This window comes from Coriobacteriaceae bacterium (genome assembly GCA_025993015.1).
Classification (GTDB): Bacteria; Actinomycetota; Coriobacteriia; order Coriobacteriales; family Coriobacteriaceae; genus Collinsella.
Genome location: DAJPFV010000001.1, coordinates 591,031 through 617,652, shown reverse-complemented (window position 1 = coordinate 617,652; position 26,622 = coordinate 591,031). Strand labels below are relative to the sequence as shown.

Here is a 26,622-nt window from a genome sequence, read left to right as displayed (position 1 = left end):
CCATTCTCTTTTCGGGGCAGACTCCGCACTGGAGTCTGCCCCGTTTTTTGGACAACACAGGCAGCCTCCACCGTCCGATGCGGACTCATCCGTCATCGCGTTTCTTGACTCGTACGAGGTTCGGTTTAAGGTCCGTAGGCGCACGCGCGGTGCGGACGGCAGAAGGCATTTGCGCCGCAACAAGCGCAAATAAGAATGCCCGGGGGTCGGATCCCGGGCATTTAACAAAAGCTGAAAACTAGGCCGCCCGCGCTCTCGTACACTTACGCGGGGTGCGTCGTTTTCTATTGACATTGTATCCCGAATCGCTCAGCCGATTCGGGACATTTTGAAAACTCAAATGCGGGCCCATACTCGCACTGCGCAATGCTGCCAGGCTGCGTTGTCCGGCGCGGAAGCTCGCTAATCGGCTATTATTTGTTCAGACAACCTGAGCTGTAAAGGAGTGACCGGCGATGGTGCAGGGCGCCAAACATATGAAGAGCAATAACGCCGCGGACAACGGTGGCTCAAGTCCTCAGCCCCAACCTCAGCCAAAGCCCAAGCGCCGCCGCAAGCGACTGCCGCGCTGGGCCGATCGGCTCATCACCATCGTCATCATCCTTATTGGCGTGGGCCTTATGACCTGGCCGTGGATCTTGGACCGGCTCGAGGCCTCGGGCGTGTTCAACCAGATCAGCACGGTGTCCAGCACCGTGGACGCGCTGTCTGCCGAGGAGCGCGAGCGCATCCTGCTCCAGGCGCGCTCCTTTAACGAGCAGCTGGCGGGCGAGGCCACCGAGCTTCCCGCCGACCAGATCGAGCCCTACGCTCAGCAGCTCATCTTTGACCGTGACCCCATGATGAGTTGGGTCGAGATCCCCTCCATCGACGTGAGCATGCCCATCTACCACGGCACGAGCGAGGAAGTCCTTATGGCGGGCGTCGGCCACCTGGAGGGCACGAGCCTGCCGGTGGGCGGCACCTCGACGCATTGCGTGCTCACCGCGCACTCGGGCATGCGCAACCTGAGTATGTTCGACGACATACACTCGCTGGAGCCCGGCGACCTGGTGCTACTGCACACCATGAATAAGACGCTCGCCTACAAGATGGTGGACTCTGAGGTCGTGCTGCCCGAGGAGATGGAGTCGCTGACCATCGAGCCCGGCGCCGACAAGGTGACGCTCGTCACCTGCACGCCCTACGGCGTGAACGACCATCGCCTGCTGGTGCATTGCGTGCGCACCAAGTACAGCAAGAAGGACGTCGACAAGCAAAAGTCGCTGGCCGGCCGCCACTGGGGCAAGCGCGAGTTCGCCGTGCTCATCGTGGTCGTGGCCATTGTGCTGTTGCTGCTGGACATCGTGATCCACGCGGTCCGCAAGCGCCGCAAGGCCAAGGCCTCGGCATAAGACATCGTTCAGAACCGCCACAAAGGGGACAGACACCTTTGTGGTGGTTGGGGCTTCCAAACCATCACAACATTCGATGAAAATCGCGATTTTGACGATAAACGTCGAATGTTGTGATGCTTTTCGCTGCGGGCGGGACGGTTTCCGTTGTGGGCGGGATGGTTTTCGCTATGGGCGACGCGGTCTTCGCTGTGGACGGTGCGGTTTCGCTGCAGAACCGCCGACTCGCGCCCTGCCAACCGCCGTCCTCGTTACGTTTTCGCTGCATTTGGGTAAAGCACCTGCTCCAAGCGGCGTTGCCTTGTATACTAGAGCGGTTTAACTGTTATGCGGAAGGGAGCGCCTATGGCACTCAGCGAGAAAGACGTGCGCGGCATTGCCGAGTACGCAAAGATCGCACTGACCGATGACGAGCTCACCCAGATGACGTCCTACCTGAACGACGCCGTCCAGATGCTCGAGCCCGTCTTGCAATATGACTTGCCCGACGTGGAGCCCACGTTCCATCCCATCGGAAGCCTGTCCAACGTGATGGGCGATGACCTGCGCGAGCCCGAGCGCGACCTGCCGCTCGACGTTGCGCTCGAAAACGCCGGCAGCGCGCGCGACCGCTACTTCCGCGTGCCGTCCATTTTGGGAGAGGGGGAGAGCGAGTAATGGCGCAGAGCTTCGATTCCCTTACCGCCGCCCAGATCGCCGCAGGCGTTGCCGCCGGCGACTATACCGCCACCGAGGTGGCCCAGGCCTCCCTTGCCGCCATCGAGGCGCGCGAGGGCGGGGTCCAGGCATTCCTGCAGGTGGCGCCCGAGCTTGCGCTCGAGGCCGCTGCGCGCGTGGATGCTGACCGTGCCGCAGGCAAGCCGCTGCCCCCGCTCGCGGGCGTGCCGCTGGCCATCAAGGACAACATGAACCTCGTGGGCACGCGCACCACCTGTGCTTCCCGCATGCTCGAGAACTACCAGAGCGTCTACACCGCTACTTGCGTCCAGCGCATGCTCGATGCTGGCTGCCTGCCCATGGGCAAGGCCAACATGGACGAGTTTGCCTTTGGCAGCTCCACCGAGAGCTCGGCGTTCCACCGCACCAACAACCCCTGGGATACCGAGCGCGTGCCCGGCGGCTCTTCGGGCGGTTCCGCTGCCGCCGTCGCCGCGGGCGAGGTCGCGCTCTCGCTGGGCTCGGACACCGGCGGCTCCATTCGCCAGCCGGCGTCACTGTGCGGCGTGGTGGGCTTTAAGCCCACGTATGGCGCCGTGAGCCGTTACGGCGTGGTTGCCTTTGGCTCGTCGCTCGACCAAGTGGGCCCCTTTGGCCGCACGGTCGAGGATGTCGCGCTGGCCATGAACGCGCTTACCGGCGCGGGCCACGATCCGTACGACTGCACCAGCCAGGATTGCGCCGTCGACTTTACCGAGCACCTCAATGACAGCATCGAGGGCAAGCGCGTGGGCATCATCCCTGCGTTTATGGAGGCCGAGGGTCTGACGCCCGAGGTCAAGGCCGCTGTTCAGCGCGCCGCCCAGGAGCTGCAGAACCAGGGCGCCGAGCTGGTCGAGGTCGACCTGCCGCACCTGGACGCCGCCATCGCCGCCTACTACGTCATCGGCCCGGCCGAGGCGTTCTCCAACCTGGCTCGTTTCGACGGCATTCGCTACGGCTACCAGGAGGAGGGCTGCGCCAACCTGTCCGACCAGAGCTCGCTTTCGCGCGCCCACGGCTTTGGCGCCGAGGCCAAGCGCCGTCAGATGCTCGGCGCCTACCTGCTGAGCTCGGGCGTGTACGACAAGTACTACTACGCTGCGCAAAAGGCCCGCACGCTCATCACGCAGGACTATGACGCCGCGTATGCCAAGGTGGACACCATCCTCATGCCCGCCTCGCCGCGCACGGCCTTTAAGTTTGGCGAGATCAGCGACCCCACGCAGATGTATCTCTCCGACCTGTACACCATTTCGCTCAATATTTGCGGTAACGGTGGCATCTCGGTGCCGCTGGGCCTGGGCGAGGACAGCAAGCTGCCCGTTTCTGCCCAGCTGGTGGGTCCGGCCTTTAAGGACCGTCAGCTGCTCACGTTTGCCCGCGCCCTGGAGCGCGGCTTTGCCGATGCCGCCACGGGTGCGCCCGCGCTTTCCGTCGCGCCCGATTTTGCCGGGAAGGGAGGCGAGCTGTAATGAAGGAGCTTTCCGAGGTCCTGCAGGATTGGGAGGCCGTGATCGGCCTGGAGATCCATACCGAGCTCACCGCGCTCGATACCAAGATGTTCTGCAACTGCAAGCTCAGCCACGATGACGAGCCCAACGCCAACGTGTGCCCGGTGTGCCTGGGCCTGCCCGGCGCCCTGCCGGTGCCCAACAAGCGCGCCATCGAGAGCATCGTCAAAGCGGGTCTCGCCACCAACTGCGAGATCCAGCGTCACTCGATGTTCTACCGCAAGCATTACTTCTATCCCGATATGGCCAAGAACTTCCAGACCACGCAGGGTCCGGTCGCCTTTGCCATGTACGGCCACCTGGACCTGGACGTGACCGGTCGCGGTGCCGCCGAGCGCCCCGACTGCGCGTTTGGCGAGGCCGAGGCCCAGAGCCTGGCGAGCGCCTCGGCCAACGCCGAGGGCCTGTCCACGTCCATGACGTCGACCATGCGCGAGGGCAACCAGCGCGCCGGTCACCTGGCCAGCTACGATGCGTCCAATCTGCAGATGCCCGAGCGTCGCGAGGACGGTTCCTACACGGTGCCTATTCGCATCCTGCGCATCCACATGGAGGAGGACGCCGCCAAGATGGTCCACGTGGGCGGCGCCGAGGGCCGCATTACCGCCGCGGCCGAGTCGCTCGTCGACTACAACCGCTGCGGCACGCCGCTCATCGAGCTTGTCACCGAGCCCGATCTGCGCACGCCTGAGGAGGCTCGCCTGTTTATGGAAAAGCTCCGTCGCATCTTTGTGACGCTGGGCATTTCCGATTGCTCCATGGAGAAGGGTTCCATGCGCTGCGACGGCAACGTGTCGCTGCGCCGCCGCGGCGAGACCAAGCTGGGCACCAAGACTGAGCTCAAGAACCTCAACTCGTTTAAGAGCCTGCATGACGGTCTTGCCTACGAGATCTGCCGTCAGGCAGAGGTGCTCGAGGAGGGCGGCATCATCTATCAGGAGACCCGCCATTGGGAGCCCAGCCGCAAGCGTACCGTGGTCATGCGTGTGAAGGAAACGGCCGACGACTATCGTCTGTTCCCCGATCCCGATCTGGCGCCGTTCGACCTGGACGACGAGTTCATCGACCGTTGCCGTGGCGAGATCCCCGAGCTGCCCGATGCCAAGCGCGCCCGTTTTGAGGCCGACTTTGGCATTAAGGCGGCAGACGCCGAGCAGATTGCCGGCGACCCCGAGTTTGCCGACTTCTTTGAGGCCGCCGCTGCCGGTATGGCTGGCAAGGAGGCCCAGACGGTCGCAAACCTGCTGGTGAACGAGATGATCGCCTACCTTAAGGGTGCGGGTGTGTCGCTGGCCGAGTCCGGTATCGCGCCGGCTCAGGTGGCAGCTCTTGCCAAGCTGCTGGCGACCGATGCCATCAGCTCCAACCAGGCGCACGAGGTCTTTGAGGCCATGGCCCAGACCGGCGACGATCCCAACAAGATCGTCGACGAGCGCGGCATGCGTCAGGTGAGCGATGCCGGCGCGCTGCAGCCGATCGTGGACGAGGTGCTGGCTAACTGTGCCGATCAGGCGCAGCAGTATCGTGACGGCAACCAGAAGGTCATCGGCTTTTTGGTGGGCCAGTGCATGAAGGCGAGCCGCGGCAAGGGCAATCCGAAGCTCTTCAACGAGTTGCTGAGAACGTCGCTCTCGTAAACGGGAACCCGGGAGCCCCGGCAGGGCGGGTGCTTCCTCAAAATTTCGAACAGTCCTGCGCAAGACGAAGGCCACATTAAGTGGCCTTCTTTGCGTGCGGAACTCATTTTGAGCAAGCACCCGCCCTGCCGGGGCTCCCGGGTTCCGTGACGACTCGGCCGTTCGGGTCAGGCGGGCTGATAGGAAAGATGGTGGCGGAGGCGCAAAATGCGCCTCCGCCTTTTCAATTTAGAGGCTTTAGCCTGTGCGGGGCGCGCAGCGCGCCGCATCAGAAACCACCCGCTATGCGGGTGGGGCCAAACGGCTTTACAAAGCCGCCCCCTCGCCGGACACTTGCGATTGTTCAGGCCGCAAGGAATCCGAGTCGAGAGGGCGGTGGTGGCGTATGGCCCAGAAGGCCTACAGCCTGTCGCACACGAAGTGGATGTGCAAGTACCACGTCGTGTTCACGCCGAAGTATAGGCGCAAAGTCATCTACAACCAAATAAGGTCCGACCTTGGGGAGATCTTCAGGAAGCTCTGCCAGTACAAGGGGATAGAGATCATCGAGGGGCACCTGATGCCCGACCACGTCCACATGCTGCTGGCGATACCGCCGAAGTACAGCGTATCGAGCGTGATGGGCTACCTGAAGGGGAAGAGCTCGCTGATGATATTCGACAAGCACGCGAACATGAAGTACAAGTTCGGCAACAGGAAGTTCTGGGCCGAGGGCTACTACGTGTCCACGGTCGGCCTGAACGAGGCCACGATCGCGAAGTACATCCGGGAGCAGGAGAAGGCCGACATCGCGCTCGACCGGCTGAGCGTCAAGGAGTACGAGGACCCCTTCGGCAGGGGGCCGGGGCGTAAATAGCGCCGGTTTGACCGGCCCGCCACGGGTCAATCTGCAGTGCGGCCCGAACCCCGTGAGGGCCGGCGCCTTTAGACGCGTGCCGGAAATCCAAGGGTTATACCCTAAGAGCAAACCACCCCTTTTAGGGGTGGTTTTGATGTGATGAAAGTGTGGCGAAATGAACTTAAAACTTCCGTAAATGTGATAAATGTCACGTTTTACCTAGGGTAAAATGTGGGAAATATCACGTTTACGGAAGTTTCTTTGCGGGAGGTTCGGTCATGCAGCGAGATATCATTGCCAAGCTTAACGCTTGGAAAGCGTCGGAATATCGTAAGCCGCTTATCCTTAAGGGGGCGCGCCAGGTTGGAAAGACGTGGGCGCTTAAGGAGTTCGGTCGAACCTCGTACCGCAATTTTGTGTATCTGACGCTCGAGGAACCGTCACCTGGGGTACAGAGCGAGTACGCTCAGTTTTTCGAAGGTACGCGCGAGCCTCGGCGGATCATCTCAAACCTTTCCCTGGCATTTGGACAGCCTATCGATCCCGGCGAGACGCTGCTTATTATTGATGAGATCCAGGATTGTCCTTCTGCAGTCGGCGCCCTTAAATACTTCTGTGACGAGGCCCCCGAGTATCACGTCGCATGCGCAGGGTCTTTGTTGGGCGTTCGCTTGTCCCGTGAGACCAGCGCTTTTCCGGTGGGAAAGGTCGAGTTCATGGAGATGCACCCTATGAGCTTTTCCGAGTTTCTGAAAGCCGAGGGCGCTGCAAACTACGACGAATACCTTGGCGGCCTGGATCAGATCGAGACAGTGCCCGATTTCTTCCATGTCCGTCTCGTCGAGCATCTTCGGCGTTTTTTTGCATGTGGCGGCATGCCAGAGGCTCTTGGTCGGTGGGTGGAGACGGGCGATATCGTTCAGGTCGATAAGGTGTTGTCCGATCTCTTGGATTCCTACGAGCGCGATTTTGCCAAGCATGGTGGCCGTGCGCAGTTCGCCAAGCTTTCGCAAATATGGAACTCGATTCCAACTCAGTTGGCGCGCGAGAATAAAAAGTTCGTTTGGGGTGCGGTGCGCGAGGGGGCTCGTGCTCGAGAATACGAGGATGCTCTGGAATGGCTTGCCGATGCTGGGCTCATCATGGCGGTTCGCCTTAATGCTGCCGGTGGCGTGCCGCTCTCTGCATACGATGACCTCAAGGCATTTAAAGTCTACTGTCTTGATGTCGGTTTGCTGCGCCGCATGGCAAGGCTGGATGCGTCCGCTTTTGCCATCTCGGATGCGCTATTTTCGGAGTTCAAAGGTTCGTTCGCCGAGAATTATGTGCTTCAGGCATTACTTTCACAGTTAGATGCTGCTCCGCGTTATTGGACAAACGAGAAGCCGAAGCACGAAGTCGATTTTTTGATTCAAGTCGGAAACGAAATCGTTCCCGTCGAGGTCAAATCGGGAGAGGTCGTTCATTCCAAGAGCCTTAAGTACTATGCCGACAAGCATGCGGAGACGACTCCACTGAGGGTCCGCTACTCACTTAAGAACCTAAAGCTCGACGACGGGGTGCTCAACATTCCGTTGTATTTGGCTGATCGATCTGTCCCTCTTATCAAAAAGGCGCTTGATTGTGCGCATCTTGACGTTTAGATCCCGGGTGAGCTGACGGGCGGCGGCTAATTAATCGCTCCGTTACGGCCAGGGAGCTTGGGCCTTAGCGATGCTTGCTTCGCCAAGCCGTGGGTGTCATGCCGGTGTATTGCTTGAAGGCTTGGGCGAAGGCGGCCTGCTGAGGGTAGCCTAGACGCTCTGCCACCTGCGCTATCGTGAGCGCGCTATCTGCCAAAAGGTCCTGCGCTCGCTCCATACGGCGTCTGCGAATGTAGGCGCCCAGGGACTCGCCGGTTTGGGCCTTAAAGGTGGCGCATAGTTTGGAGCGGCTTGTGTAGAGCCTCTCGGCCACCTCGTTGATACCCACATGTCTGCCTTTGTCGAGCGTGCGCTCAATCATTGCCGTTGCTTCTTCGGCCATGGTTATGCTGACGCGTGTGTCTGCCGCCTGCCGCGCCTGCTTGTGGGCCGCGCGCGAACAGGCGAGCTCCGCGACCATGGTCTCCACGATGCCCTGCATATAGACGTGTCCGCCTACGGTTTGGGCACGGTCCTCGTTAATCCGGCGCAGCGTGTGATAGATGGCAGACGTCGCTTCCTCGTGCCATGGCTCGGCAAACGCCTCAAAGATTCCCGCGAACTCGGTGGGATAGCGGTGCTCCAGTTCGTCAAAATATCCAGGCAAAAAGAGCACCGAGCGCGAGTGATAAAGTTCCCCCGCAAACAGCGGGCTTAATTCCTCGCCACAGCTATCTTGGATAAAGCTGCAAACGGCATTGTTTGGCCACGGTCCATGCGATGGTTTGAGGTTCGCGGGCGTTATGCCAGTCTCGGGCATGCATGTAAGTGTGGGCGCGCTGACTTCGCTCACGCAGGCGTACGGCTCGGGTGTGTATTCGGCCAGGTACATATCGTGCGTCGGGGTGATGAAATGCTCCATGACAATGCAGACAGGGGAGAGAGGCATGATCCATGCGCGTCCGTGCGCCCGATCGTTTGCCACCTCGCCGGTAAAGACAGCGCCCTTGCCGGAAAGCTCCAGGCCAAACTGCTCAAACTGTGGTGCGTAGAGCTCAGTTATGTCGGTCGCAGCCCGATGCATTTTCAAAAGCGTCCCCTTCCTTTGCGAAAACGTCCACGCCTGGCTCGATTGTGTGCCTTGGCTAACATATCAATGATAAGTTGAGTACGGTTAACTCTCAAGCCGTTAGAAAGGAATCTCATGGCAAAGGGATCAAAAAGGGAAGGTGGAGGCATCGGCGAGTTGCTCGCGTATGCCGGTGACCGCAAATTCCTAACGTATTTGGGCATGGCGCTCTCGGCGCTCTCGCAGCTGCTGAGCTTTGGCCCGTACGTGTGCATTTGGCTTGTCGCGCGCGATCTGATCGCCGTGGCGCCTAACTGGAGCGAAGCCTGCGACATCGCGATGTATGGCTGGTGGGCCGTGGGTTTTGCCCTGGCAAGCATCGTAGCTTATTTCGTGGGGCTCATGTGCACGCATCTGTCCGCGTTTCGCTGTGCGTCCAATATCCGCAAGACTACGAGCGAGCACCTGCTTAAGCTGCTGCTTGGCTACTTTGACACGCACGCCACCGGTGAGCTGCGTCGTGTTGTAGACGGATGTGCCGCCTCCACCGAGACTTTGCTCGCACACATGCTGCCCGATATCGCAGGCGCCGCTGCCATGGTCGTGGGCTTGCTCGTGCTGCTTTTCGCCCTCGATTGGCGCTTGGGCGCGGCATGCCTCATCTCGGTGGCCATTTCGCTTGGCGCCATGGCCGCCATGATGGGCGGCAAAGGCGCCGAGTTCATGAAGGCCTACATGGGAGCGCTGGTCAAGATGAACAAGACCGGCACCGAATACGTACGCGGCATCCCTGTGGTCAAGGTGTTTCAGCAGACGGTCTACTCCTTTAAGGCCTTCCACGATGCGATTGCCGAATACGCCGATATGGCACAAAACTATTCGGGCACGTTCTGTCGAGGCCCGCAAGTGCTCAATCTTACGGCGCTCAACGGCCTCGTGGCATTCTTTTTGCCCGTGGCGTTGCTGCTGGCTCCGGGCGAGACGGATTTTGCGCACTTTTTGACAAACTTCACCTTCTACGCGATTTTTTCGGCCGTGGTGCCCACAGCCATGACCAAGCTTATGTTTGTGGGCGAGGCATCTCAAATGAGTGCCGATTCGCTGGCGCGCATCCGAAGCATCATGGAGTCTGAGCAACTTCTGGTGCCCGCTCAGCCTAAGCGTCCTGTTGGCAGCGATGTGCGCTTTGAGGACGTGAGCTTCACGTACGAGGGTGCCGAAGCACCTGCCGTCAGCCACGTAACCTTTAACGTCCCCGCAGGCAGTACCCTTGCGCTGGTGGGTCCCTCGGGCGGTGGTAAGTCAACCTGCGCAAGCTTGATCCCGCGTTTTTGGGATGTTTCCTCGGGTCGAGTGCTCGTAGGCGGTGTGGACGTTCGCGATATGGATCCGCACGAGCTTATGGACCAGGTCGCCTTTGTGTTCCAGACCAACCAGCTGTTCCGGCAAACACTTGCCGATAACGTGCGCGCCTCCAAGCCTGCGGCCACTGACGACGAGGTGCGTGCGGCCCTCTCCGCAGCTCAGTGCGACGACATTGTGGCCAAGCTCCCACAGGGCATCAATACCATGCTCGGCGCCGGCGGGGCATATCTTTCGGGTGGCGAGGTCCAGCGCGTGGCATTAGCCCGCGCGATCCTTAAAGACGCGCCTATCGTGGTGCTCGATGAGGCCACGGCGTTTGCCGACCCCGAGAACGAGGCGCTCATCCAGCGCGCCTTTAGCAAGCTGGCGGCGGGCCGCACGGTCATTATGATCGCGCACCGACTCTCGACTGTAGTGGGCGCAGACCAAATCGTGGTGCTCAACCAGGGCAGCGTGCAGGAGTCGGGTACCCATGCCGAGTTGCTGTCCCAAGAGGGTCTGTATGCCAAGATGTGGGCCGAATACGAACAGGCTGCGAGCTGGAAAATCACTGCAGCGACCGCGGATGCCGCCGTCACGAAGGGAGGCGAGGCCTAAATGTTCGCCTCATTCCAAAAGAAGTATTTCCTATCCGATAAAGGTGTCGCCGGCGTAAAACGTGGCATTTTCTGGACCACGCTCACTAATCTCATTACCATGTCCGGCATGGGCTTTTTATTCCTGGTTATGGCCGGCTTTGTCGAGCATCTCGCCAGCGGGGCTGACCTGCCGGATGCCCTGCCGATTGTGGGCGGCCTCCTGGTCTTTTTCGTGTTGCTCTTTGCCTCTAACTGGCAGCAGTATTACTACACCTACTGCATCTTTTACGAGGAATGCGGCAAGCAGCGTATGGAGATCGCCGAACGTTTGCGCAAACTGCCGCTGTCGTTTTTTGGTCGTCGTGATCTGGCCGATTTAACCGAGACCATTATGGGCGACGTCCAGACCATGGAGCACGCCTACAGCCACGTGCTGGGAGAGCTTTGGGGTGCGATCATCGCAAGCGCCATTGTGTTCGTGGCGTCGCTGTTCTTTTGCTGGCAGCTGGCGATCGCGGCGTTTTGGAGCGTTCCCGTGGCCTTTGCCGTGCTGTATTTGACGCGCGGTCCCATGGTCCCGGTGTTCGACCGTGTTCGCGCCGAGAAGGTCAAAGTCACTGAGGCGATCCAGGAGACGCTCGATTGTGTGCGCGAGATCCGCGCTACCAACCAGGAGGCCTATTATCTTGAGGGACTCGGCGCCGTGATTGATGTCGAGGAGCGCGAGACCACTAAGGGAGAACTCGTTAACGGGCTTTTGGTCAACTCCGCCTTTGTCATCCTGCGTCTGGGCATTGCCACCACGCTGGTAACGGGTGCCGCGATGGTTGCCTCGGGGCGGGTCGACTTTTTGGTGATGTTTGCCTTCCTGCTTATGGTGAGCCGCATCTATGCGCCTTTTGACCAGGCGTTGATGCTGGTGTCCGAGCTGTTTGCCGCCGAGTCGTCAGCTAAGCGTATGCGCTCTATCATGGAAGAGCCTGTGGCGCGGGGCAGCGAGAAATTTGAGCCCGTGGGCCACGATGTGGTGTTCGATCACGTGGCATTTGGCTATGGTGCGGGCGAGGACGGCCGCGCCGGCGAGAAAGTTCTTACCGATGTGAGCTTTACCGCCAAGGAAGGCGAAGTCACGGCACTGGTCGGTCCTTCGGGTTCCGGTAAGTCTACAGTGAGCCGCCTGGCCGCGCGCTTTTGGGATGCCACCAAAGGCACGGTCACCGTGGGTGGCGTGGATGTTGCGAGCGTCGATCACGAGGTGCTGCTGCGCGACTACGCCATTGTGTTCCAAGACGTGCTGCTCTTTGACGACACAGTGATGGGAAACATCCGCCTCGGGCGTCGTGATGCCACCGATGAGGAAGTGCTTGCGGCCGCGCGTGCCGCCAACTGTGACGAGTTTGTGAGCCGCATGCCGCAGGGCTACGACACCATGATCGGCGAGAACGGCTCCAAACTCTCTGGTGGCGAGCGCCAGCGCATCTCCATCGCCCGCGCGCTGCTCAAAGACGCGCCCATCGTGCTGCTGGACGAGGCGACGGCAAGCTTGGATGTGGAGAATGAGACCGTGGTACAGCAGGCACTCTCCCGTCTGCTTGCAGGTAAGACGGTTATCGTTATTGCCCACCGTATGCGTACGGTGGAAAATGCCGACAAAATCGTTGTGCTCAAGGATGGTGTGGTTGCCGAGCAGGGCACTCCGGCGCAGCTTAAGGCGGCAGGCGGAGAATTTGCCCGCATGGTCGCACTGCAAAAGGAAGCGGCTGCCTGGCAGCTGTAGGAAAGGGGACCAAGATTTCCAAAGGTTAACTTTGGTTGACCATAATAGTTCGACTAAACTAGTCTCAAAAGCGTGCTCGAGCAAACTAATGAACTCGGGTGCTAAGGCACCATGCCGCGCTTGTGCGGCAAAAGGGAGAAGCAACATGAAGAAGTCGACTTTTAACACCCTGCTTGTCGGTGGCGGTTTTCTGCTTGGCACGGCCGGCATCAAGCTGCTTACCAGCGCTCCGGTAAAGAATGCCTGCGTGCAGGGTATCGCGTGCGGCATGCGCATCAAGAACGGCTACCAGGACATGGTCGAGCAGGCCAAGGCTAATGTCGACGACATGGTTGCCGAGGCTGCTTACATCACCCAGAGCGAGGCCGCTGCTGACGAGGCAGCCGAGTAACGCTCTCAGGCACAAATTATGAGATTCTCGATTATTAGCGAGATCCCTGGCAGGACCCGTCTTCAATTGGCGGGTCCTGTGCCAGAGAGCGATCTCGACGCACTTCTTAAGCTCAGCGGCGATATCGACGGCGTGCACAAGGTGCGCGTTTATGGCCGTATTGGCCAGATGGCGCTCGAATATGACGAGCCGCGCCGCGCGAGCGTGCTCGACGCCTTGGGCGCGCTCGATGCTCAAGCTATCGCCGATGCCAAGTCGGGCTACGTGATGCAACTCGAGCCGCGCAAGCACAAACTCGTTATGGACCTGGCGACACTCGTCGGCGCCCATTACGCACGTCGCTGGTTCTTGCCGACGCCTCTGCGTGCGGTGTTTGTCGTGGCCGGTTACATGGCATTTTTGCGCGCTGCCCTTCATGAGCTGGCACAGCCGCGCCTGACCGTTCCTGTGCTCGACGCTTCGGCCATCGGCATTTCGTTCGTCAAGCGTGATGTCGACACTGCGGGCCAGACGATGTTCCTGCTCAACGTGGGCGAGCTGCTCGAGGACTACACCCGCGCCATGAGCGAAAACGAGCTCATCAACTCGCTGCTCGATGTGCCCGACAAGGCGCAAAAGGTCGTCGGCGACACCGAGGTGAGCGTTGCTGCGACCGAGCTCGAGCCCGGCGATCTGGTCGCCGTACGCACCGGCATGTCCATCTGCATTGACGGTGTGGTCGAACGGGGGAGCGCCATGGTCAACCAGGCGACCCTGACCGGCGAGCCGCTGGCCGTCGAGCGCAGCGTGGGCGACGACGTGTTCGCCGGTACCGTCGTGGAAGACGGCAGCATCTTGGTGCGCGTGCGCGCCAATACGGCGCAAACCAAACTGCGCTCAATCGTCTCGCTCGTGCAGACGGCCGACTCGCTCAAGTCCGAGGGCCAGTCGCACATGGAGGACCTCGCCAACAAGATCGTTCCGTGGAACTTCCTGCTCGCGGGCCTGGTTGCGCTTACTACCCGCAGCCTCATCAAGACCTCAGCGGCGCTGATGGTCGACTACTCGTGCGCACTCAAGCTCACGGGCTCCGTCGCCGTCATGACCGCCATGAGCGATGCTGCCAAGATGGGTGTTATGGTCAAGGGCGCCAAGTACTTTGAGTCGTTTGCCAAGGCCGACACCATTGTGTTTGATAAGACCGGCACGCTTACCGAGGCGCAGCCGCGTCTTGCCTGCGTGCTCACCACCGATGGTTGGAGCGAGGACGAGATCCTGCGCCTTTCCGCTTGCTTGGAGGAGCATTTTCCGCATCCGGTGGCGCGTGCCGTGGTCAACGCCGCCCGCGAGCGCGGGCTCGAGCACCGCGAGCGCCATGCCGCCGTCGAGTACATCGTGGCGCACGGCATCGCCTCGTCCATCGAGGGTCGTCGCGCAATTATTGGCTCGGCACACTTTGTGTTTGAGGATGAGGGCGCGCAACTCGAGTCCGACATTAAGGAGCGCATCGAGTCCCAGATGCAGGGCCTGTCGCCGCTGTATCTGGCGGTCGACGGCACGGTCGTGGGTGTGCTCGGCATCGAGGATCCGCTCAAGCCCGGGGTCCGCGAGGCCATCGCCGACCTGCATGCGCTGGGCGTCAAGCATGTCGTTATGCTCACGGGCGACTCCGAGCGCACGGCCGAGCGCATTGCGCGAGAGGCGGGCGTCGATGAGTTTAAGGCCGAGCTGCTGCCCGAGGACAAGTACGCGTATGTGGAGCGCATTAAGGGCGAGGGACGCCACGTTGCCATGGTGGGCGACGGCGTCAACGACTCACCGGCGCTGGGCCTGGCCGATGTGGGTCTGGCCATGGGCGGTGGAAGCGACATCGCCAAGGAGGTCGCCGATATCATCCTGACCGATACGGAACTCGATGCGATTGTTCGCCTGCGCCGCATGAGCCAGGGACTCATCGATCGTCTGACGAGTTCGTATTCCAAGGTGATGCTCACCAACTCGGCGCTGTTGGCATTGGGTATTACCGGCATGATTACTCCGCAGGCGTCGTCACTGCTGCACAACGGCTCGACGATTGCCTACAGCCTGGGCAACGCGAAGGCTTACCTGCGTTAGCAGACGTGTTCGCTCACGTTATCTGGCCTGCGCCCAGACGGCATCTGTGTCGTCTGGGCGCAGGCCTTTTGCGTTCAAGACTTTAGTCTGCTGGGCGCGCAGCGGCCAGCTTCAACCCACCCGCTATGCGGGTGGAGACAAACGGCTTTACAAAGCCACCCCTCCGACCGATATTGACGATTGTTCAGGCCGTCAAGAATTCGAGTCGAAGGGGTGGTCGCCATGGCCCAGAAGGCCTACAGCCTTTCCCGCACGAAGTGGATGTGCAAGTACCACATCGTGTTCACGCCGAAGTATAGGCGCAAAGTGATCTACAGCCAAATCAGGAGCGACATAGGGGAGATCCTCAGGAAGCTGTGCGAGTACAAGGGGATCGAGATAATCGAGGGGCACCTGATGCCCGACCACGTGCACGTGCTGCTGGCGATCCCGCCGAAGTACAGCGTCGCGAGCGTCATGGGCTACCTGAAGGGGAAGAGCTCGCTGATGATATTCGACAGGCACGCCAACCTCAAGTACAAGTTCGGCAACAGGAAGTTCTGGGCGGAGGGCTACTACGTGTCCACCGTCGGCCTGAACGAGGCGACGATCGCCAAGTACATCAGGGAGCAGGAGTCCCACGACATCGCGCTGGACAAGCTGGGCGTGAAGGAGTACGAGGACCCCTTCAAGAGGAGGTGACCCCGCCGGTTCGACCGGCACGCCACGGGTCAAGATGCACTAGGCCTGGACGAAGTCCGGGCCCGCGCCTTTAGACGCGAGCCCGGAGCCCGTGGGTTATACCCTAAGAGCAAACCACCCTTTTTAAGGGTGGTTCTGATTTTGACCATCTGCTAGCTTCTCTATATAGTGTTGATAGCGGTGCTAGCAATTGAAGGGAGCGGGATCAACGTGGGTGCTGTTAGCGGCATGGCGCAGGTGAATGTTCGCGTAGATCGCTCGGTTAAAGAGCGCGCCGAGGAAGCGCTACAGCTTTCGGGCAGGTCACTGCCCGAGCTCATCAAAAAGGTCGTGGCCAAGGTCGCACAGGGTGGCGGGCAGTGTGAGGAAGTGCTGTCTGCCGTTGATGGTCGGCAACAGACCGTCGCGCACGATACTCCGTTCTCCGTATCATGGGCAGCGGCCGACCGGCTTTATGCAGATTTGGGCATCGCTACGTCGTCCGTGTCCGACGATCGCGATTGGGACGCAATCTATTCCGAAGCCATGGACGAGCGCTATCGCCAAAAGGGGATGATCCTGTGAGCGGGGCTCCCCTCAAAATAATGGTGGACGCCAACGTATGGGTTGATTCGTTTTGCGTCGACCATGCCGAGTCGCTTGCCGCGCGTGCGTTTATTGGGCAGGCGACGGATACGCGGGCGTTGCTGTTCTTTCCGGTGCATATCGCTAAGGACGTGCTATACGTTGTCCAACACGAGCTGAAGCGTAGCGTTCTTGCCAGCGGGGGAACGCTCGACGAGGCATCTGCCCGCGCGATTGGCGATGCGGCGTTGGTGTTTGTGCGGAACATGACCGAAAACGCCACGGTCGTGGGTGCAGATGCGTCGGACCTTTGGCTGGCCGACAAATACTTAGCGCTCCATCGCGATTACGAGGACAACTTGGTACTCGCCGCATGCAAACGCGCCCAGGTCGATTACTTGGTAACTAACGATCGCAAGCTGCTCGAACATGCCGATCTTGCAGCAAAGACCCCGCGTCAAATGATGCCGATTCTTGCTTTGGCCGAACGCGGCGGCGCGGCTATCGGTTGACGCGAACTGTTTGCGGGCCTCTTGGACGACGATGCGCCAAGGGACCCGCGTCTGCTATTTACAAAAGCTCGGCCTTGATGGCGGGACTTTCTGCGAGCTGCTCGGCAGCCTTTTCGTCGGAATCGTTTAGTGCTGCCAGGCTGCGGTAGACCCACTCGTTGACCTGGGTGTTCTTGACGCCTGCGGTCTGCATAAGGGCGCCTACCTCGCGGATTGCTGCGAGCAGATCGGCTTTGGGACCCGCGAGCTCGACCTCGACGCCGTGGTAGGCGGTCACGCCGCGGTTTTCGCTCACGTGGTCGATAAAGCCCTCGACGGTCTCAAGCTGCTGGGCGAGAGCTGCATTATCGTCGGCGTCCAGCGCGACGAGTGCGTTCGATACCGTGAGGGCGGGATGTCCGCAGGGGACAAAGCCTTCGATGACATCCATAGCTTCGGTAATGGTTGAGCCCAGGCCTGCGAGGGCATTGACGAGTTGCTGTTTGGTATCCATGACGGTCCTTTCGACGGGTCAATTTTGCTTGGCGAAAATATACGTGACGCGATCGGTAGCAAAAGTGTGAAGTGCGGCGCACATTGGGGTCTTCACAGCTCGTGCATAGAACAGCTGTCTGCCTTTAGAACGTGGTAAGATAGCTATCCACGAGCGGGGTTCACCCCGCGTGTTCCTTGAAAAGTCGACGGTTATCGGGTGTTTGCAGACCCGATACCATCCAGACTTTCCCAACATTCGGGGGCGACTGGTTTCGACACGATAGCCCTGAGAGAGGAAGCAAGCCGAGGTCTCCTCGCCTCGTTAAACAGGGGTACCGTCAAATTGAATTGACAACAACTCTTCTTTTGAGCCTATGGCTCTCGCTGCTTAGATTATAGCGGCGCGTCAACCCGGTGATTTCCCCGACACCGGCGCGACGTCATTTTAGGGGAATGCTCCTGCGCACGTAATCGGTATGGCGCAGGCTAAGACCGAACCGGTTAGGATGCCGCGAGCGTGTCGCTGCGCGCAAAGCGTCCGAGACTAAACCAGCGACTGAGCTTGGAGATGCCAATCAGGGGGCTTTCGTGGACCGGAGTTCGATTCTCCGCGCCTCCACCATAAGTAACAGGCAGGTAGATATTCGTATCTACCTGCCTTTTTATTTCTAGTCCGTACCGCGGAGAATCGAACTCTATGCAGGGCGCGGGCGTAAAGAAAACGCGTAAGCGTTTTTAGCCCGCGGGCGAGGACGCCGGCAGGCGGCCGAAGCCGGTGCGGATTTGCGAAGCAAATACGCGGATTCTCCGCGCAAAGCCCCAACCCAAAACAGATGCGATGTTTATCGAATTTCAGCTGGCCTCGCCCAGCATCAACGGATCCCCCGTACCGCGGAGAATCGAACTCTGCTCAAAAACCTGCGCGCTCGCCATCCTAAAACTGGGTAGAAGAAAGCCAAAACGCAATCGCAGGAGGTCAATATGACTGCAGAAGATAAGGCAAAGAACGCCGGCAAGGTCGCGCTCGTCCTGGAGGGCGGTAGTTTTCGCGGGCAGTTTACTGCGGGCGTGCTTGACGTTCTCATGGAGGCCGGCGTCGAGATTCCGGCGGTATATGGCGTATCGGCCGGCGCCCTCAACGGCGTGAACTACAAGTCGCACCAGATCGGCCGTGCCAACCGCATCAACCTGGCTTTCTGCAACGATAGCCGCTTCATGGGCGCCGCATCGTTTGCGTCCACGGGTTCCATCGTGGGTTACGACTTTATCTTCAACGATGTCCAGGACCGCCTGGATCCCTTTGACAACGAGACGTTCGACGCGAGCCCCATCGAGATGTACGCCGTCGCGACGGACATGCTCTTTGGAACCGCCACGTACCTCCCGGTTAAAAGCGCAGTGCTCGACCTCGACGCCGTGCGTGCCTCGACCTCGCTGCCGCTGGTGACGCCGCCGGTCGAGATTGACGGGCACAAATACGTCGACGGCGGCGTAGCCGATTCGATCCCCATCGAGCACGTGCTGGAGGAGGCGGGCTTCGACCGCGCGGTTGTCATTGTCACGCAGGACCGCTCGTACGAGAAAAAACCCTACGAGTTTTTGCCGGCCGCGCGTGCGCGTTATGCCGACTACCCCTACCTGCTCGAGGCTATCGAGACGCGCCACGACCGTTACAACATCCAGCGCATGCACCTGTGGAAGTATGAGCGCGAGGGCCGTGCGTTGGTCGTCGCTCCGCAAAAGCCGGTCGAGGTCGGCCATGTCGAGCGCGATCCGGCAAAGCTTTTGGACCTATATATCCAGGGCCGTCAGGAGGCAAAGCGCCTGCTCGCGGAAATCCAAGAGTTCGTTGAGCGCTAACGACGGCGAACCCTCAAAAAATGACAACAGCTAAAGAGCTGGAAAAATTATGGCTCGTGGATGACATGTGCAGAAACTCTGGTCGGAGCCAAAATACCTGTTGACTCGTACGGCGAGCGGGGTAATATGGACAGGTTACTTGCAGAGCCCCGTGAATCTCTGTAACAACACGTACTGTACATGGAGGAGTCTAAGTGATTTCGAAATCGACTCACTACGCCAAGCAGGGCGAGGTCCAGCGCAACTGGGTTCTCGTCGACGCCGATGGTGCTGTCCTGGGCCGTCTTGCCACCCAGATCGCAATGATCCTGCGCGGTAAGAACAAGCCCCAGTTCACGCCCAACAGCGACTGCGGCGACTTCGTTGTCGTCATCAACGCCGATAAGGTCCAGCTTACCGGTAACAAGGCCGACACGAAGACCTATTATCGCCACAGCGGCTACAACGGCGGCCTCAAGGCTGAGAGCTTCCGCCAGGCTATGGAGAAGCACCCGGAGAAGGTCATCGAGCGCGCCGTTCGCGGTATGCTGCCCAAGACCACCCTCGGCCGTGCCCAGATGACCAAGCTTAAGGTCTACGCTGGTGCCGAGCATCCGCATGCTGCCCAGAACCCCACGAAGATTGAGCTGGAGGCTTAAAGATGGCTGAGAACACCGTTGTCTACCAGGGTACCGGCCGTCGTAAGAACGCCGTAGCCCGCGTCCGTCTCGTCCCCGGCACCGGCAAGGTGACCATCAACAAGCGTGACGCCGAGCAGTATTTCGGCCGTCATCAGCTCGTTGAGAACGCCCTTGCTCCCTTCAAGGTGACCGACACCGCCGGTCAGTTCGACGTTATCGCTCTGTGCGATGGCGGCGGCATCTCCGGTCAGTCCGGCGCTCTGCGTCTGGGCATCGCTCGCGCTCTTCTGAACGCTGGCGACTACCGTGCTGACCTCAAGAAGGCCGGTTTCCTTACGCGCGATGCTCGCGTGGTCGAGCGCAAGAAGTACGGCCTCAAGAAGGCCCGCCGCGCTCCCCAGTTCTCCAAGCGCTAAGGTTTTATCTCCTTACGAGATACAATGTACAAGCGGGGCCTGCCGATTGCTCGGCGGGTCCCGCTTTTCTTTTTCGACTAGGGTGGGCGACTGCGTTTTGCCCACTTGGGAAGGAGCGATCCTATGCCCCAGAACATCTTCGGTACCGACGGCGTCCGTGGCGTCGCCAATGCCGACCTCTCGTGCGACCTCGCATTTCGCCTTGGCCGTGCGGCGACCAAGTTCCTTGGTCCGGACATTTGCATCGGCCGCGACACGCGTCTTTCGGGCACCATGCTCGAGAGCGCTCTGACCGCCGGCATTATGGCCGAGGGCGGCCGCCCGCACTGCTGCGGCGTTATCCCTACGCCGGCCGTGGCGCTGCTCACCGTCCAAAACGAGCTTGACGGCGGCATCGTCATCTCTGCTTCGCACAATCCGCCGGAGTTCAACGGCATCAAGTTCTTTAGCCGCAAGGGCATGAAGCTTCCCGACGCGGTCGAGGAAGAGATCAGCGCCTGGGTCATGTCCGAGGAAGCCATGGCTGCCGACACGCTGCCGACTGGCGCCGGCGTGGGCCATATCATCAAGATGAAGGACGCTCGCAAGGCATACGTCGACCACGCCATCGATACGCTTGATGGCCTGAGGCTCGACGGCCTGGTCGTTGCCGTCGACTGCGGCCATGGCGCTTCCTGCCAGACCACGCCCGCCGCGCTGCAGCGCCTGGGTGCCACGGTGCACGCTATCAACACCGATTATTGCGGCACCGACATCAATGTCGAGTGCGGCTCTACGCACCTCGAGCCCCTGCGCGAGCTCGTGCTGCGCACCCACGCCGATATCGGTCTGGCCCACGACGGCGACGCCGATCGCGTGCTGTTCGTGGACAGTGAGGGCAATGAGATCGACGGTGACTACATCCTGGCCATCTGCGGCTCCGACCTGGCCGCCCGTGGCAAGCTCGCCAACTCCGAGATCGTCTCGACCGTCATGTGCAACCTGGGCTTCTCCATCGCTATGAAGGAGCAGGGCTTCGAGATGGTTCAGACCGCCGTGGGCGATCGCTACGTTCTGGAGCGTATGCTTGCGGACGGCGCCGTCATCGGCGGCGAACAGTCCGGGCACATCATCTTCCTGGAGCACAACACCACCGGTGACGGCCTGGTGACGGCTCTGCAGCTGCTGGCCGTGCTCAAGCGCACCGGTCGTACCCTCACCGATCTTGCCGGCATCATGAAGAAGTACCCGCAGGTACTCGTCAACGTGCATTCGGACAACAAGGCTGGTCTGGACGATTGCCAGCCCATTTGGGACGCCGTCGCTGCTGCCGAGAAGGAGCTTGACGGCCGCGGCCGCATTCTGGTGCGCCCGAGCGGTACTGAGCCGCTGGTTCGCGTTATGGCCGAGGCGGAGACGCACGAGCTGACCCAGCGTGTTGTCGACGACATCGTCGAGGTTGTCAAGCGCGAACTTCCCTAATGGTCAAAAACGGGTGCCAAGTGGTAAACTGTTAAAGCTATTTTGGTTGATTGGTATGTCCGAGGGGGAGCATGTTCACTAAAGTCCTAAGGTCTTTTGGTATGCGTGGTCGAGTCCTTACGCTGGATGCTCCCATCTCGGGCGATGTCATTCCGCTTTCCGAGGTAAACGATCAGACGTTTGCCACCGGCCTTTTGGGCCAGGGCGTTGCCATTCAGCCTACGGGTACGCGCGTGATCGCGCCGGCTGATGCCAAGGTCGAGGCTATTTTTCCCACGGGACACGCCGTTGCGCTTAACACGGTCGATGGCTTGGACGTGCTCATCCACGTTGGTTTGGACACTGTTCAGCTCGAGGGCAAGCACTTTACCGTACATGCGCAAGTGGGTGACATCGTCCATAAGGGCGATGTGCTCATTGAGTTCGATCGCGAGGCAATTGCTGCCGAGGGCTACGATGTGACGGTTCCCATCTTGGTGTGCAACTCCGTTGAGTTCTCGAGCATCAAGGGCTCCGTTGGCGTGCATGTCGAAGAGATGGACCAGCTCATCGTTGCTCGCGAGCGCTAGCAAGTGCACGTGGCCATTAGTCTACAATTCAAACACGTTTACGGAGGGCGCCCTTGAAAGAGGACGCCCTCAGTGGCAAGATGGGATTTGTCCGAAGCTAAAAGGCTTTGGGTCACCGTGGACGGGCAGGGGCCTCGACGCGGCTAGACACGAGACACATACATTACGCGACCTCGCCCTGGTGGCCGCACACGTTGGTTGCGGCCGACGCGGGCCGCGGGCAAGTGCTTGTAAGGGAGCCTTGCCTCTCTTGTACGAGAAAGGACGCGTAATGAAGATCATTAAAGCTAAAGACTACGAGGATATGAGCCGCAAGGCCGCTAATATCATCTCGGCCCAGGTTATCCTCAAGCCCGACTGTGTGCTGGGTCTTGCCACCGGCTCCACCCCGATCGGAGCCTACAAGCAGCTCGCTACTTGGTACAAGAAGGGCGACGTCGACTTTGCCGAGGTCAGCACCTACAACCTGGACGAGTATCGCGGCCTTTCGCACGACGATCCCCAGAGCTATCACTACTTCATGCGTGAGAACTTCTTCGATCACATCAACATCGACCTGAACAACACGCATGTGCCCGACGGTTCCAACCCCGACGCCGCCGCTGCCTGCTCTGAGTACGACAAGATCGTCGCCGACGCCGGTTACCCGGATCTGCAGCTGCTCGGCATTGGCAACAACGGCCACATCGGCTTCAACGAGCCCGATGACCACTTCTCCAAGGGCACGCACTGCGTCGACCTCACCGAGAGCACCATTCAGGCCAACAGCCGCCTGTTCGACAGTATCGACGATGTTCCCCGTCAGGCCTACACCATGGGTACCCAGACCATCATGTATGCCCGCATGATCTTGGTCGTCGCCAACGGCGAGGCCAAGGCTCAGGCCGTGCATGACATGTGCTATGGTCCGGTTACGCCCGCGTGCCCGGCTTCGATCCTGCAGCTGCACACCAACTGCGTTGTCGTTGCCGACGAGGCCGCCCTTTCGCTCTGCGAGTAGCGCGAATCCTGCACCTCGACATAGCCTTGCCTAAGGCCTCCGCTTTGCGGGGGCCTTTTTGCTATCCCTTTCCGCCCACTTGACCAAAATCTTGCCGCAAGCTTGACGAATGCCGGATGCCCAACAGTTGATTCATTCCATACCAGATTCTATGCAAAAATGCCACTAAAAGGTCGTAGACGGTAGCGGGTGCTAGGCGAGTTGAATGACATGGCTGAACCTTGTTCATTTGCGTTACACTGCCGCTTAGATGGGACAAGCTGACAAGCTCATTTACCTGCTTAAAGACCGATTAGTCGGGGGATTAATAACAATCGGCCCTCGCTGTACAAAAACTTGCCGCTTGCGTACCAAAAGACAACCTAGAACACAAGGTCGCTCTATTCATAGCACGGCTTGTATGGTCTTGCGGTTACAGTGTCCATACGGTCGAGTTGAGGAGCGGGCATGGTAAACGATTTGGGCAGTATGGACGATCTCGAGCTGATGCCGCTGGGCGTTGGCTATATGGTGCGACGCGAACGCTTGATGAATGAGCTTCTCGCCAAGGGCCGAAAGGCCGGCATCGTGGTTCTTTATGCGCCCGACGGGTTTGGGAAGACCTCGGTGCTGCTGCAGTACACCCATGAGGTTAAATGCGACCCGACGCGAGGCCCCGTGCGGATTATCGAGGCCGATCGCGCCATTGGGCGCGAGGTGTTTATGCAGCTCGAGGTGGTTACCGAAGAACTCAAAGACAAACCGCACTCCCTTATCGCGATTGATAATGTGCCAAACCTCGATCAGCGCGATACCGAAGACCTCATCGACAGGATTCGCGGCCTGCGCGCCATGGGGGTAGGGGTCTTTATCTCCTGCCGTCCTTCAAATCGTCAGCTGATTCATGGGCTGGGCGATTCGGTTAAGATCAATGCGCAGATGCTCAAGGTGCATGCCTATGAGTATTCGGCGTGGGCATCGGCGTTTTCGATCAGCACATCGCTCGACTTTTATCAGCTCACGCAGGGTGTGCCCGAGCTCGTCTCGGCATTGCAGACGGGTCTGTATGGCCAAGGCGACGTAGCCGGTCTGCTCGAAAACGAGATTGTCAACGTATATGGCGCGGCACTTGTCGATCTGGCTTCGCTCGACAATAATGCGCTGTTTTGCGTGGCATGTCTCATGATTTTGATGGGCGAGGGCAATATCGCAGAACTCGAGGCTTGCGGGGTGAGGCTGTCGATGGTCGACCAGTCCTACTTTGTACGCGACTACCCGATCTTTGGCTTGGATCCCGCCGAGCGGAGTTTTACGTGTCTGGGCACGGAGGATAACGGACGCTTGCGTTTGCGTAAGTTGGTGGCCGAGGTTCGCCCCGAACTTGTTCCGAGGGCGGCCCGGATTTTGCTTAAGGCGGGCCGATGCGATGCGGCGATGGGCCTGGCGGACGCCTTTTTGAACCGTGAAGCGGTCCTTGAACTTGCTGGGCAGTATGGGGTCGATCTGGCTCTGACGGGGCACGGGGCCGATATCTGCCGAGCAGCGCTGGGCACGATCGATGCCGAGGATCCGGCTCCAGAGCCAACGCCTGCCGAGGCGCTTGGCGTATATCTGGCAGCGGTCAGCGTGTCCAATACAAAGCTCGCTCGCTATATGGCATCGGTCATCGAGCGCGGGGGCGAACGGGCGGCCTGCGAAATAGACCCTGTTTCATGGAGGGTGGCCCAGACACTGACGGCTGTTTGCTATGGGGACAACGGGCTTGGGCTTCCTACGAACCTGGCCGTGCCAGAAATCGAGACATCCCATACCGCGCTCGATATGTTGTCTGCGCATATCGAGGTCAAGCGCTGCCTGACCGAGCGGGGAGATGACGGCGGCGTTCTACAGCAGCTCAAAACGAGCAAGGCCTACGACTGCGAGCTCGACATCGCGGGGATTGTTATACGGGCCGACAGCATGCTGGTGGAGCTTTTTGACGGGTCGTTTGCGGGAACCGACGAGCGCGACGACGAGATGACGGTGGTGCGGGAGGCGCTCGACGTACGTGGGCTCAAGGCGATGGCTATCTGGGTGCGCATGGTGTTGGCGGCACGGCGGCTCCTTTCCGGCTTGCCGGTAACCGACGATGCGGCGTTCAACGAGCTCGATCGCTTTGCCGTACGCATGCGCGACAACCAGATTCAGCTGTTTGGCCTGCTGCTAGAAGGCTGGCAATCGCTGGCAGAAGGTCGGCCGGTCAATGCGAAGTTCCGCGCGGTCCAGGTGCTCAAACTGGCTGAGGAGCCAATTGCATACATGCGCGACAATGCGTTGCTGCTGGAGCGTGCGGCGTATCTGCGTAACACCTCGATGGTTTCGGTGCGCGAGGAGGCGGAGCTGCTCGATATAAGCCAGACGCAGGTTGGTGGTGCAGAAGCATGGATGGTGGCGCTGCATTTGGCTTGCGCGGGGCGAGATAGCGATCTTGCGGCCTGGATGTCCATGAATCGCGCGGGGATTCTAGAGCCATCGTATCGGCTCTTTGCACGCCTTGCCATGCATTGTCTGGGCGAGCCGGCGGCCAGAATTCGTAAGAAACTCCCCGTGCGCGAGCTATCGCGGTACTCGCTGCGTGACGATCTGGAAGGGGAGGGTGAGCGCCTGTTTCAGGCTGGCGAGGTTGAAGCCGTCGATGCTATCGAACATATCGAGATTCGCATGTTTGGGGCGTTTCGCGCCGAGCGCGACGGGTTTCCCATCACGGACAAGATGTGGCGCCGCAAGAAAGCGGCAACGCTCGCCGAACGGCTTGCGCTGGGCATGGATGCGCTGGTCGACCGCGAGACACTGGCCATGGAACTGTGGCCCCATGCTGAGTTCAATAGCGCCCGCAACAACTTGTACTCGACGATATCACGCCTGCGCTCGGCCTTGGGGCCGACGCCGGACGGCAAATCGTGCGTGCTCATCCAAAATGAATGCATTGGGCTCAACAGTGACTACGTCAAGACCGATGTACGGCTGTTTGACCAGATAAGCCGCGAGGTTTTGGGAAATCGCACGGGTGCGCGCGGGCCCCATTTAGTTGAGCTGTGCCTTAAGATTGAGCAGCTTTATGCCGGACCGCTGTATGTTCCCAATGGCTGTAATCCCACCTACTTTTTGCGTATGCGACGCATTATGCAGTCAAAGTTCATCGATTGCATGATTAAGGGAGCAAATGCCGCTCTAGAAGAAAACGATTTGCAGTCGGCGATTTGGCTGGCGGAGTCGGGGCTTCGACAGGAAACGGCGCGTGAGGATATGGTGCGCTGCGCCATGCGTGTCTACAGTGCGGCGGGGCGGCGGCGCGATATCGTCGAGCTATACAGTGGACATATGCACCATCTGAGGGAGCAGGTCAATGGCGTGCCCGAGCCCGAGACGCGGCGTCTATACGAGCGCTTGGTGGAGGGGCGGCTCAATCGCGTGTTGGTCGAGCGATAAAAAAACGGGCGCCCGAAGTACTTGGGCACCCGTAAGCTTGCTA

The 26,622-nt window shown here is 59.9% G+C and carries 22 protein-coding genes and 1 other RNA gene; 21 read left to right on the top strand and 2 right to left on the bottom strand.

What is annotated here, in order from left to right; translation table 11 throughout:
* Positions 1–476: 476 nt before the first annotated feature.
* From OIL77_02710 to OIL77_02685, 6 genes are all read left to right on the top strand, one after another.
* Positions 477–1,394, top strand: coding sequence for a class C sortase (locus tag OIL77_02710; GenBank protein ID HJI44334.1), 918 nt, complete (start codon positions 477–479; stop codon positions 1,392–1,394).
* Between the two features lie 345 nt (positions 1,395–1,739).
* Complete coding sequence (gene gatC / locus OIL77_02705) at positions 1,740–2,051, top strand: Asp-tRNA(Asn)/Glu-tRNA(Gln) amidotransferase subunit GatC (GenBank protein ID HJI44333.1); 312 nt, start codon at positions 1,740–1,742, stop codon at positions 2,049–2,051.
* Positions 2,051–3,565: an Asp-tRNA(Asn)/Glu-tRNA(Gln) amidotransferase subunit GatA gene (gene gatA / locus OIL77_02700; GenBank protein HJI44332.1), complete on the top strand. Its 1,515-nt coding sequence runs from the start codon at positions 2,051–2,053 to the stop codon at positions 3,563–3,565. Before gatC ends, gatA begins: the two co-directional genes overlap by 1 nt.
* Positions 3,565–5,241, top strand: a complete 1,677-nt coding sequence (gene gatB, locus OIL77_02695; protein HJI44331.1) for an Asp-tRNA(Asn)/Glu-tRNA(Gln) amidotransferase subunit GatB — start codon at positions 3,565–3,567, stop codon at positions 5,239–5,241. The genes gatA and gatB overlap by 1 nt, the downstream gene beginning before the upstream one ends.
* A gap of 385 nt (positions 5,242–5,626) precedes the next feature.
* Positions 5,627–6,097 (top strand): IS200/IS605 family transposase, encoded by a 471-nt coding sequence (gene tnpA / locus OIL77_02690; protein HJI44330.1) that lies wholly within the window; start codon positions 5,627–5,629, stop codon positions 6,095–6,097.
* 260 nt (positions 6,098–6,357) lie between these two features.
* The gene (locus tag OIL77_02685) at positions 6,358–7,722 is read left to right on the top strand and encodes an ATP-binding protein (GenBank protein HJI44329.1); all 1,365 of its coding nucleotides are present in this window, start codon (positions 6,358–6,360) and stop codon (positions 7,720–7,722) included.
* A 64-nt stretch (positions 7,723–7,786) separates the two neighbouring features.
* Here OIL77_02685 and OIL77_02680 read toward each other — a convergent pair whose 3' ends face one another.
* Positions 7,787–8,785 (bottom strand): helix-turn-helix transcriptional regulator, encoded by a 999-nt coding sequence (locus OIL77_02680; protein ID HJI44328.1) that lies wholly within the window; start codon positions 8,783–8,785, stop codon positions 7,787–7,789.
* Between the two features lie 120 nt (positions 8,786–8,905).
* On the opposite strand from OIL77_02680, the gene OIL77_02675 reads away from it, so the two are divergent.
* From OIL77_02675 to OIL77_02645, 7 genes are all read left to right on the top strand, one after another.
* Positions 8,906–10,732, top strand: coding sequence for an ABC transporter ATP-binding protein/permease (locus OIL77_02675; GenBank protein ID HJI44327.1), 1,827 nt, complete (start codon positions 8,906–8,908; stop codon positions 10,730–10,732).
* Entirely contained in the window at positions 10,733–12,490 is a 1,758-nt protein-coding gene (locus OIL77_02670) for an ABC transporter ATP-binding protein/permease (GenBank protein HJI44326.1), read from the top strand.
* Positions 12,491–12,635: 145 nt separating this feature from the next.
* Positions 12,636–12,881 (top strand): DUF6110 family protein, encoded by a 246-nt coding sequence (locus OIL77_02665; GenBank protein ID HJI44325.1) that lies wholly within the window; start codon positions 12,636–12,638, stop codon positions 12,879–12,881.
* Positions 12,882–12,959: 78 nt separating this feature from the next.
* Positions 12,960–14,975 (top strand): heavy metal translocating P-type ATPase, encoded by a 2,016-nt coding sequence (locus tag OIL77_02660; GenBank protein ID HJI44324.1) that lies wholly within the window; start codon positions 12,960–12,962, stop codon positions 14,973–14,975.
* Positions 14,976–15,197: 222 nt separating this feature from the next.
* Entirely contained in the window at positions 15,198–15,656 is a 459-nt protein-coding gene (gene tnpA / locus OIL77_02655; GenBank protein ID HJI44323.1) for an IS200/IS605 family transposase, read from the top strand.
* Between the two features lie 210 nt (positions 15,657–15,866).
* Positions 15,867–16,220, top strand: a complete 354-nt coding sequence (locus OIL77_02650; GenBank protein ID HJI44322.1) for a hypothetical protein — start codon at positions 15,867–15,869, stop codon at positions 16,218–16,220.
* Positions 16,217–16,732 carry a PIN domain-containing protein gene (locus tag OIL77_02645; GenBank protein ID HJI44321.1) on the top strand — a complete coding sequence of 172 codons (516 nt, stop codon included), beginning with the start codon at positions 16,217–16,219 and terminating at the stop codon, positions 16,730–16,732. Before OIL77_02650 ends, OIL77_02645 begins: the two co-directional genes overlap by 4 nt.
* A 58-nt stretch (positions 16,733–16,790) precedes the next feature.
* Here the strand turns inward: OIL77_02645 and OIL77_02640 are convergent, their stop codons facing one another.
* On the bottom strand, positions 16,791–17,225 hold the full coding sequence (locus OIL77_02640) for a hypothetical protein (protein ID HJI44320.1): 435 nt from the start codon (positions 17,223–17,225) through the stop codon (positions 16,791–16,793).
* A gap of 239 nt (positions 17,226–17,464) precedes the next feature.
* On the opposite strand from OIL77_02640, the gene ssrA reads away from it, so the two are divergent.
* The 8 genes from ssrA (at position 17,465) to OIL77_02600 (ending at position 26,579) form a co-directional block, all read left to right on the top strand.
* Positions 17,465–17,828: a transfer-messenger RNA gene (ssrA, locus tag OIL77_02635) on the top strand.
* A 359-nt stretch (positions 17,829–18,187) separates the two neighbouring features.
* Positions 18,188–19,066, top strand: coding sequence for a patatin family protein (locus tag OIL77_02630; protein ID HJI44319.1), 879 nt, complete (start codon positions 18,188–18,190; stop codon positions 19,064–19,066).
* A gap of 194 nt (positions 19,067–19,260) precedes the next feature.
* The gene (gene rplM, locus OIL77_02625) at positions 19,261–19,704 is read left to right on the top strand and encodes a 50S ribosomal protein L13 (protein HJI44318.1); all 444 of its coding nucleotides are present in this window, start codon (positions 19,261–19,263) and stop codon (positions 19,702–19,704) included.
* A 2-nt stretch (positions 19,705–19,706) separates the two neighbouring features.
* On the top strand, positions 19,707–20,102 hold the full coding sequence (gene rpsI, locus OIL77_02620) for a 30S ribosomal protein S9 (GenBank protein HJI44317.1): 396 nt from the start codon (positions 19,707–19,709) through the stop codon (positions 20,100–20,102).
* Positions 20,103–20,225: 123 nt separating this feature from the next.
* Positions 20,226–21,563, top strand: coding sequence for a phosphoglucosamine mutase (gene glmM / locus OIL77_02615; protein ID HJI44316.1), 1,338 nt, complete (start codon positions 20,226–20,228; stop codon positions 21,561–21,563).
* A 71-nt stretch (positions 21,564–21,634) separates the two neighbouring features.
* Positions 21,635–22,132 carry a PTS glucose transporter subunit IIA gene (locus OIL77_02610; protein HJI44315.1) on the top strand — a complete coding sequence of 166 codons (498 nt, stop codon included), beginning with the start codon at positions 21,635–21,637 and terminating at the stop codon, positions 22,130–22,132.
* A 271-nt stretch (positions 22,133–22,403) separates the two neighbouring features.
* Positions 22,404–23,132 (top strand): glucosamine-6-phosphate deaminase, encoded by a 729-nt coding sequence (nagB, locus tag OIL77_02605; protein HJI44314.1) that lies wholly within the window; start codon positions 22,404–22,406, stop codon positions 23,130–23,132.
* A gap of 447 nt (positions 23,133–23,579) precedes the next feature.
* Positions 23,580–26,579 (top strand): hypothetical protein, encoded by a 3,000-nt coding sequence (locus OIL77_02600; GenBank protein HJI44313.1) that lies wholly within the window; start codon positions 23,580–23,582, stop codon positions 26,577–26,579.
* Positions 26,580–26,622: the final 43 nt, after the last annotated feature.

Excerpts from the sequence above, each read along its gene's own strand:
- tnpA (HJI44330.1), top strand. The coding sequence starts at position 5,627 with ATGGCCCAGAAGGCCTACAGCCTGTCGCACACGAAGTGGATGTGCAAG.
- OIL77_02680 (HJI44328.1), bottom strand. The coding sequence starts at position 8,785 with ATGCATCGGGCTGCGACCGACATAACTGAGCTCTACGCACCACAGTTT.
- gatA (HJI44332.1), top strand. The coding sequence starts at position 2,051 with ATGGCGCAGAGCTTCGATTCCCTTACCGCCGCCCAGATCGCCGCAGGC.
- OIL77_02610 (HJI44315.1), top strand. The coding sequence starts at position 21,635 with ATGTTCACTAAAGTCCTAAGGTCTTTTGGTATGCGTGGTCGAGTCCTT.
- rpsI (HJI44317.1), top strand. The coding sequence starts at position 19,707 with ATGGCTGAGAACACCGTTGTCTACCAGGGTACCGGCCGTCGTAAGAAC.
- OIL77_02630 (HJI44319.1), top strand. The coding sequence starts at position 18,188 with ATGACTGCAGAAGATAAGGCAAAGAACGCCGGCAAGGTCGCGCTCGTC.
- OIL77_02640 (HJI44320.1), bottom strand. The coding sequence starts at position 17,225 with ATGGATACCAAACAGCAACTCGTCAATGCCCTCGCAGGCCTGGGCTCA.
- gatB (HJI44331.1), top strand. The coding sequence starts at position 3,565 with ATGAAGGAGCTTTCCGAGGTCCTGCAGGATTGGGAGGCCGTGATCGGC.
- nagB (HJI44314.1), top strand. The coding sequence starts at position 22,404 with ATGAAGATCATTAAAGCTAAAGACTACGAGGATATGAGCCGCAAGGCC.
- OIL77_02675 (HJI44327.1), top strand. The coding sequence starts at position 8,906 with ATGGCAAAGGGATCAAAAAGGGAAGGTGGAGGCATCGGCGAGTTGCTC.
- OIL77_02710 (HJI44334.1), top strand. The coding sequence starts at position 477 with ATGAAGAGCAATAACGCCGCGGACAACGGTGGCTCAAGTCCTCAGCCC.
- gatC (HJI44333.1), top strand. The coding sequence starts at position 1,740 with ATGGCACTCAGCGAGAAAGACGTGCGCGGCATTGCCGAGTACGCAAAG.
- tnpA (HJI44323.1), top strand. The coding sequence starts at position 15,198 with ATGGCCCAGAAGGCCTACAGCCTTTCCCGCACGAAGTGGATGTGCAAG.
- OIL77_02685 (HJI44329.1), top strand. The coding sequence starts at position 6,358 with ATGCAGCGAGATATCATTGCCAAGCTTAACGCTTGGAAAGCGTCGGAA.
- OIL77_02665 (HJI44325.1), top strand. The coding sequence starts at position 12,636 with ATGAAGAAGTCGACTTTTAACACCCTGCTTGTCGGTGGCGGTTTTCTG.
- OIL77_02670 (HJI44326.1), top strand. The coding sequence starts at position 10,733 with ATGTTCGCCTCATTCCAAAAGAAGTATTTCCTATCCGATAAAGGTGTC.
- glmM (HJI44316.1), top strand. The coding sequence starts at position 20,226 with ATGCCCCAGAACATCTTCGGTACCGACGGCGTCCGTGGCGTCGCCAAT.
- OIL77_02600 (HJI44313.1), top strand. The coding sequence starts at position 23,580 with ATGGTAAACGATTTGGGCAGTATGGACGATCTCGAGCTGATGCCGCTG.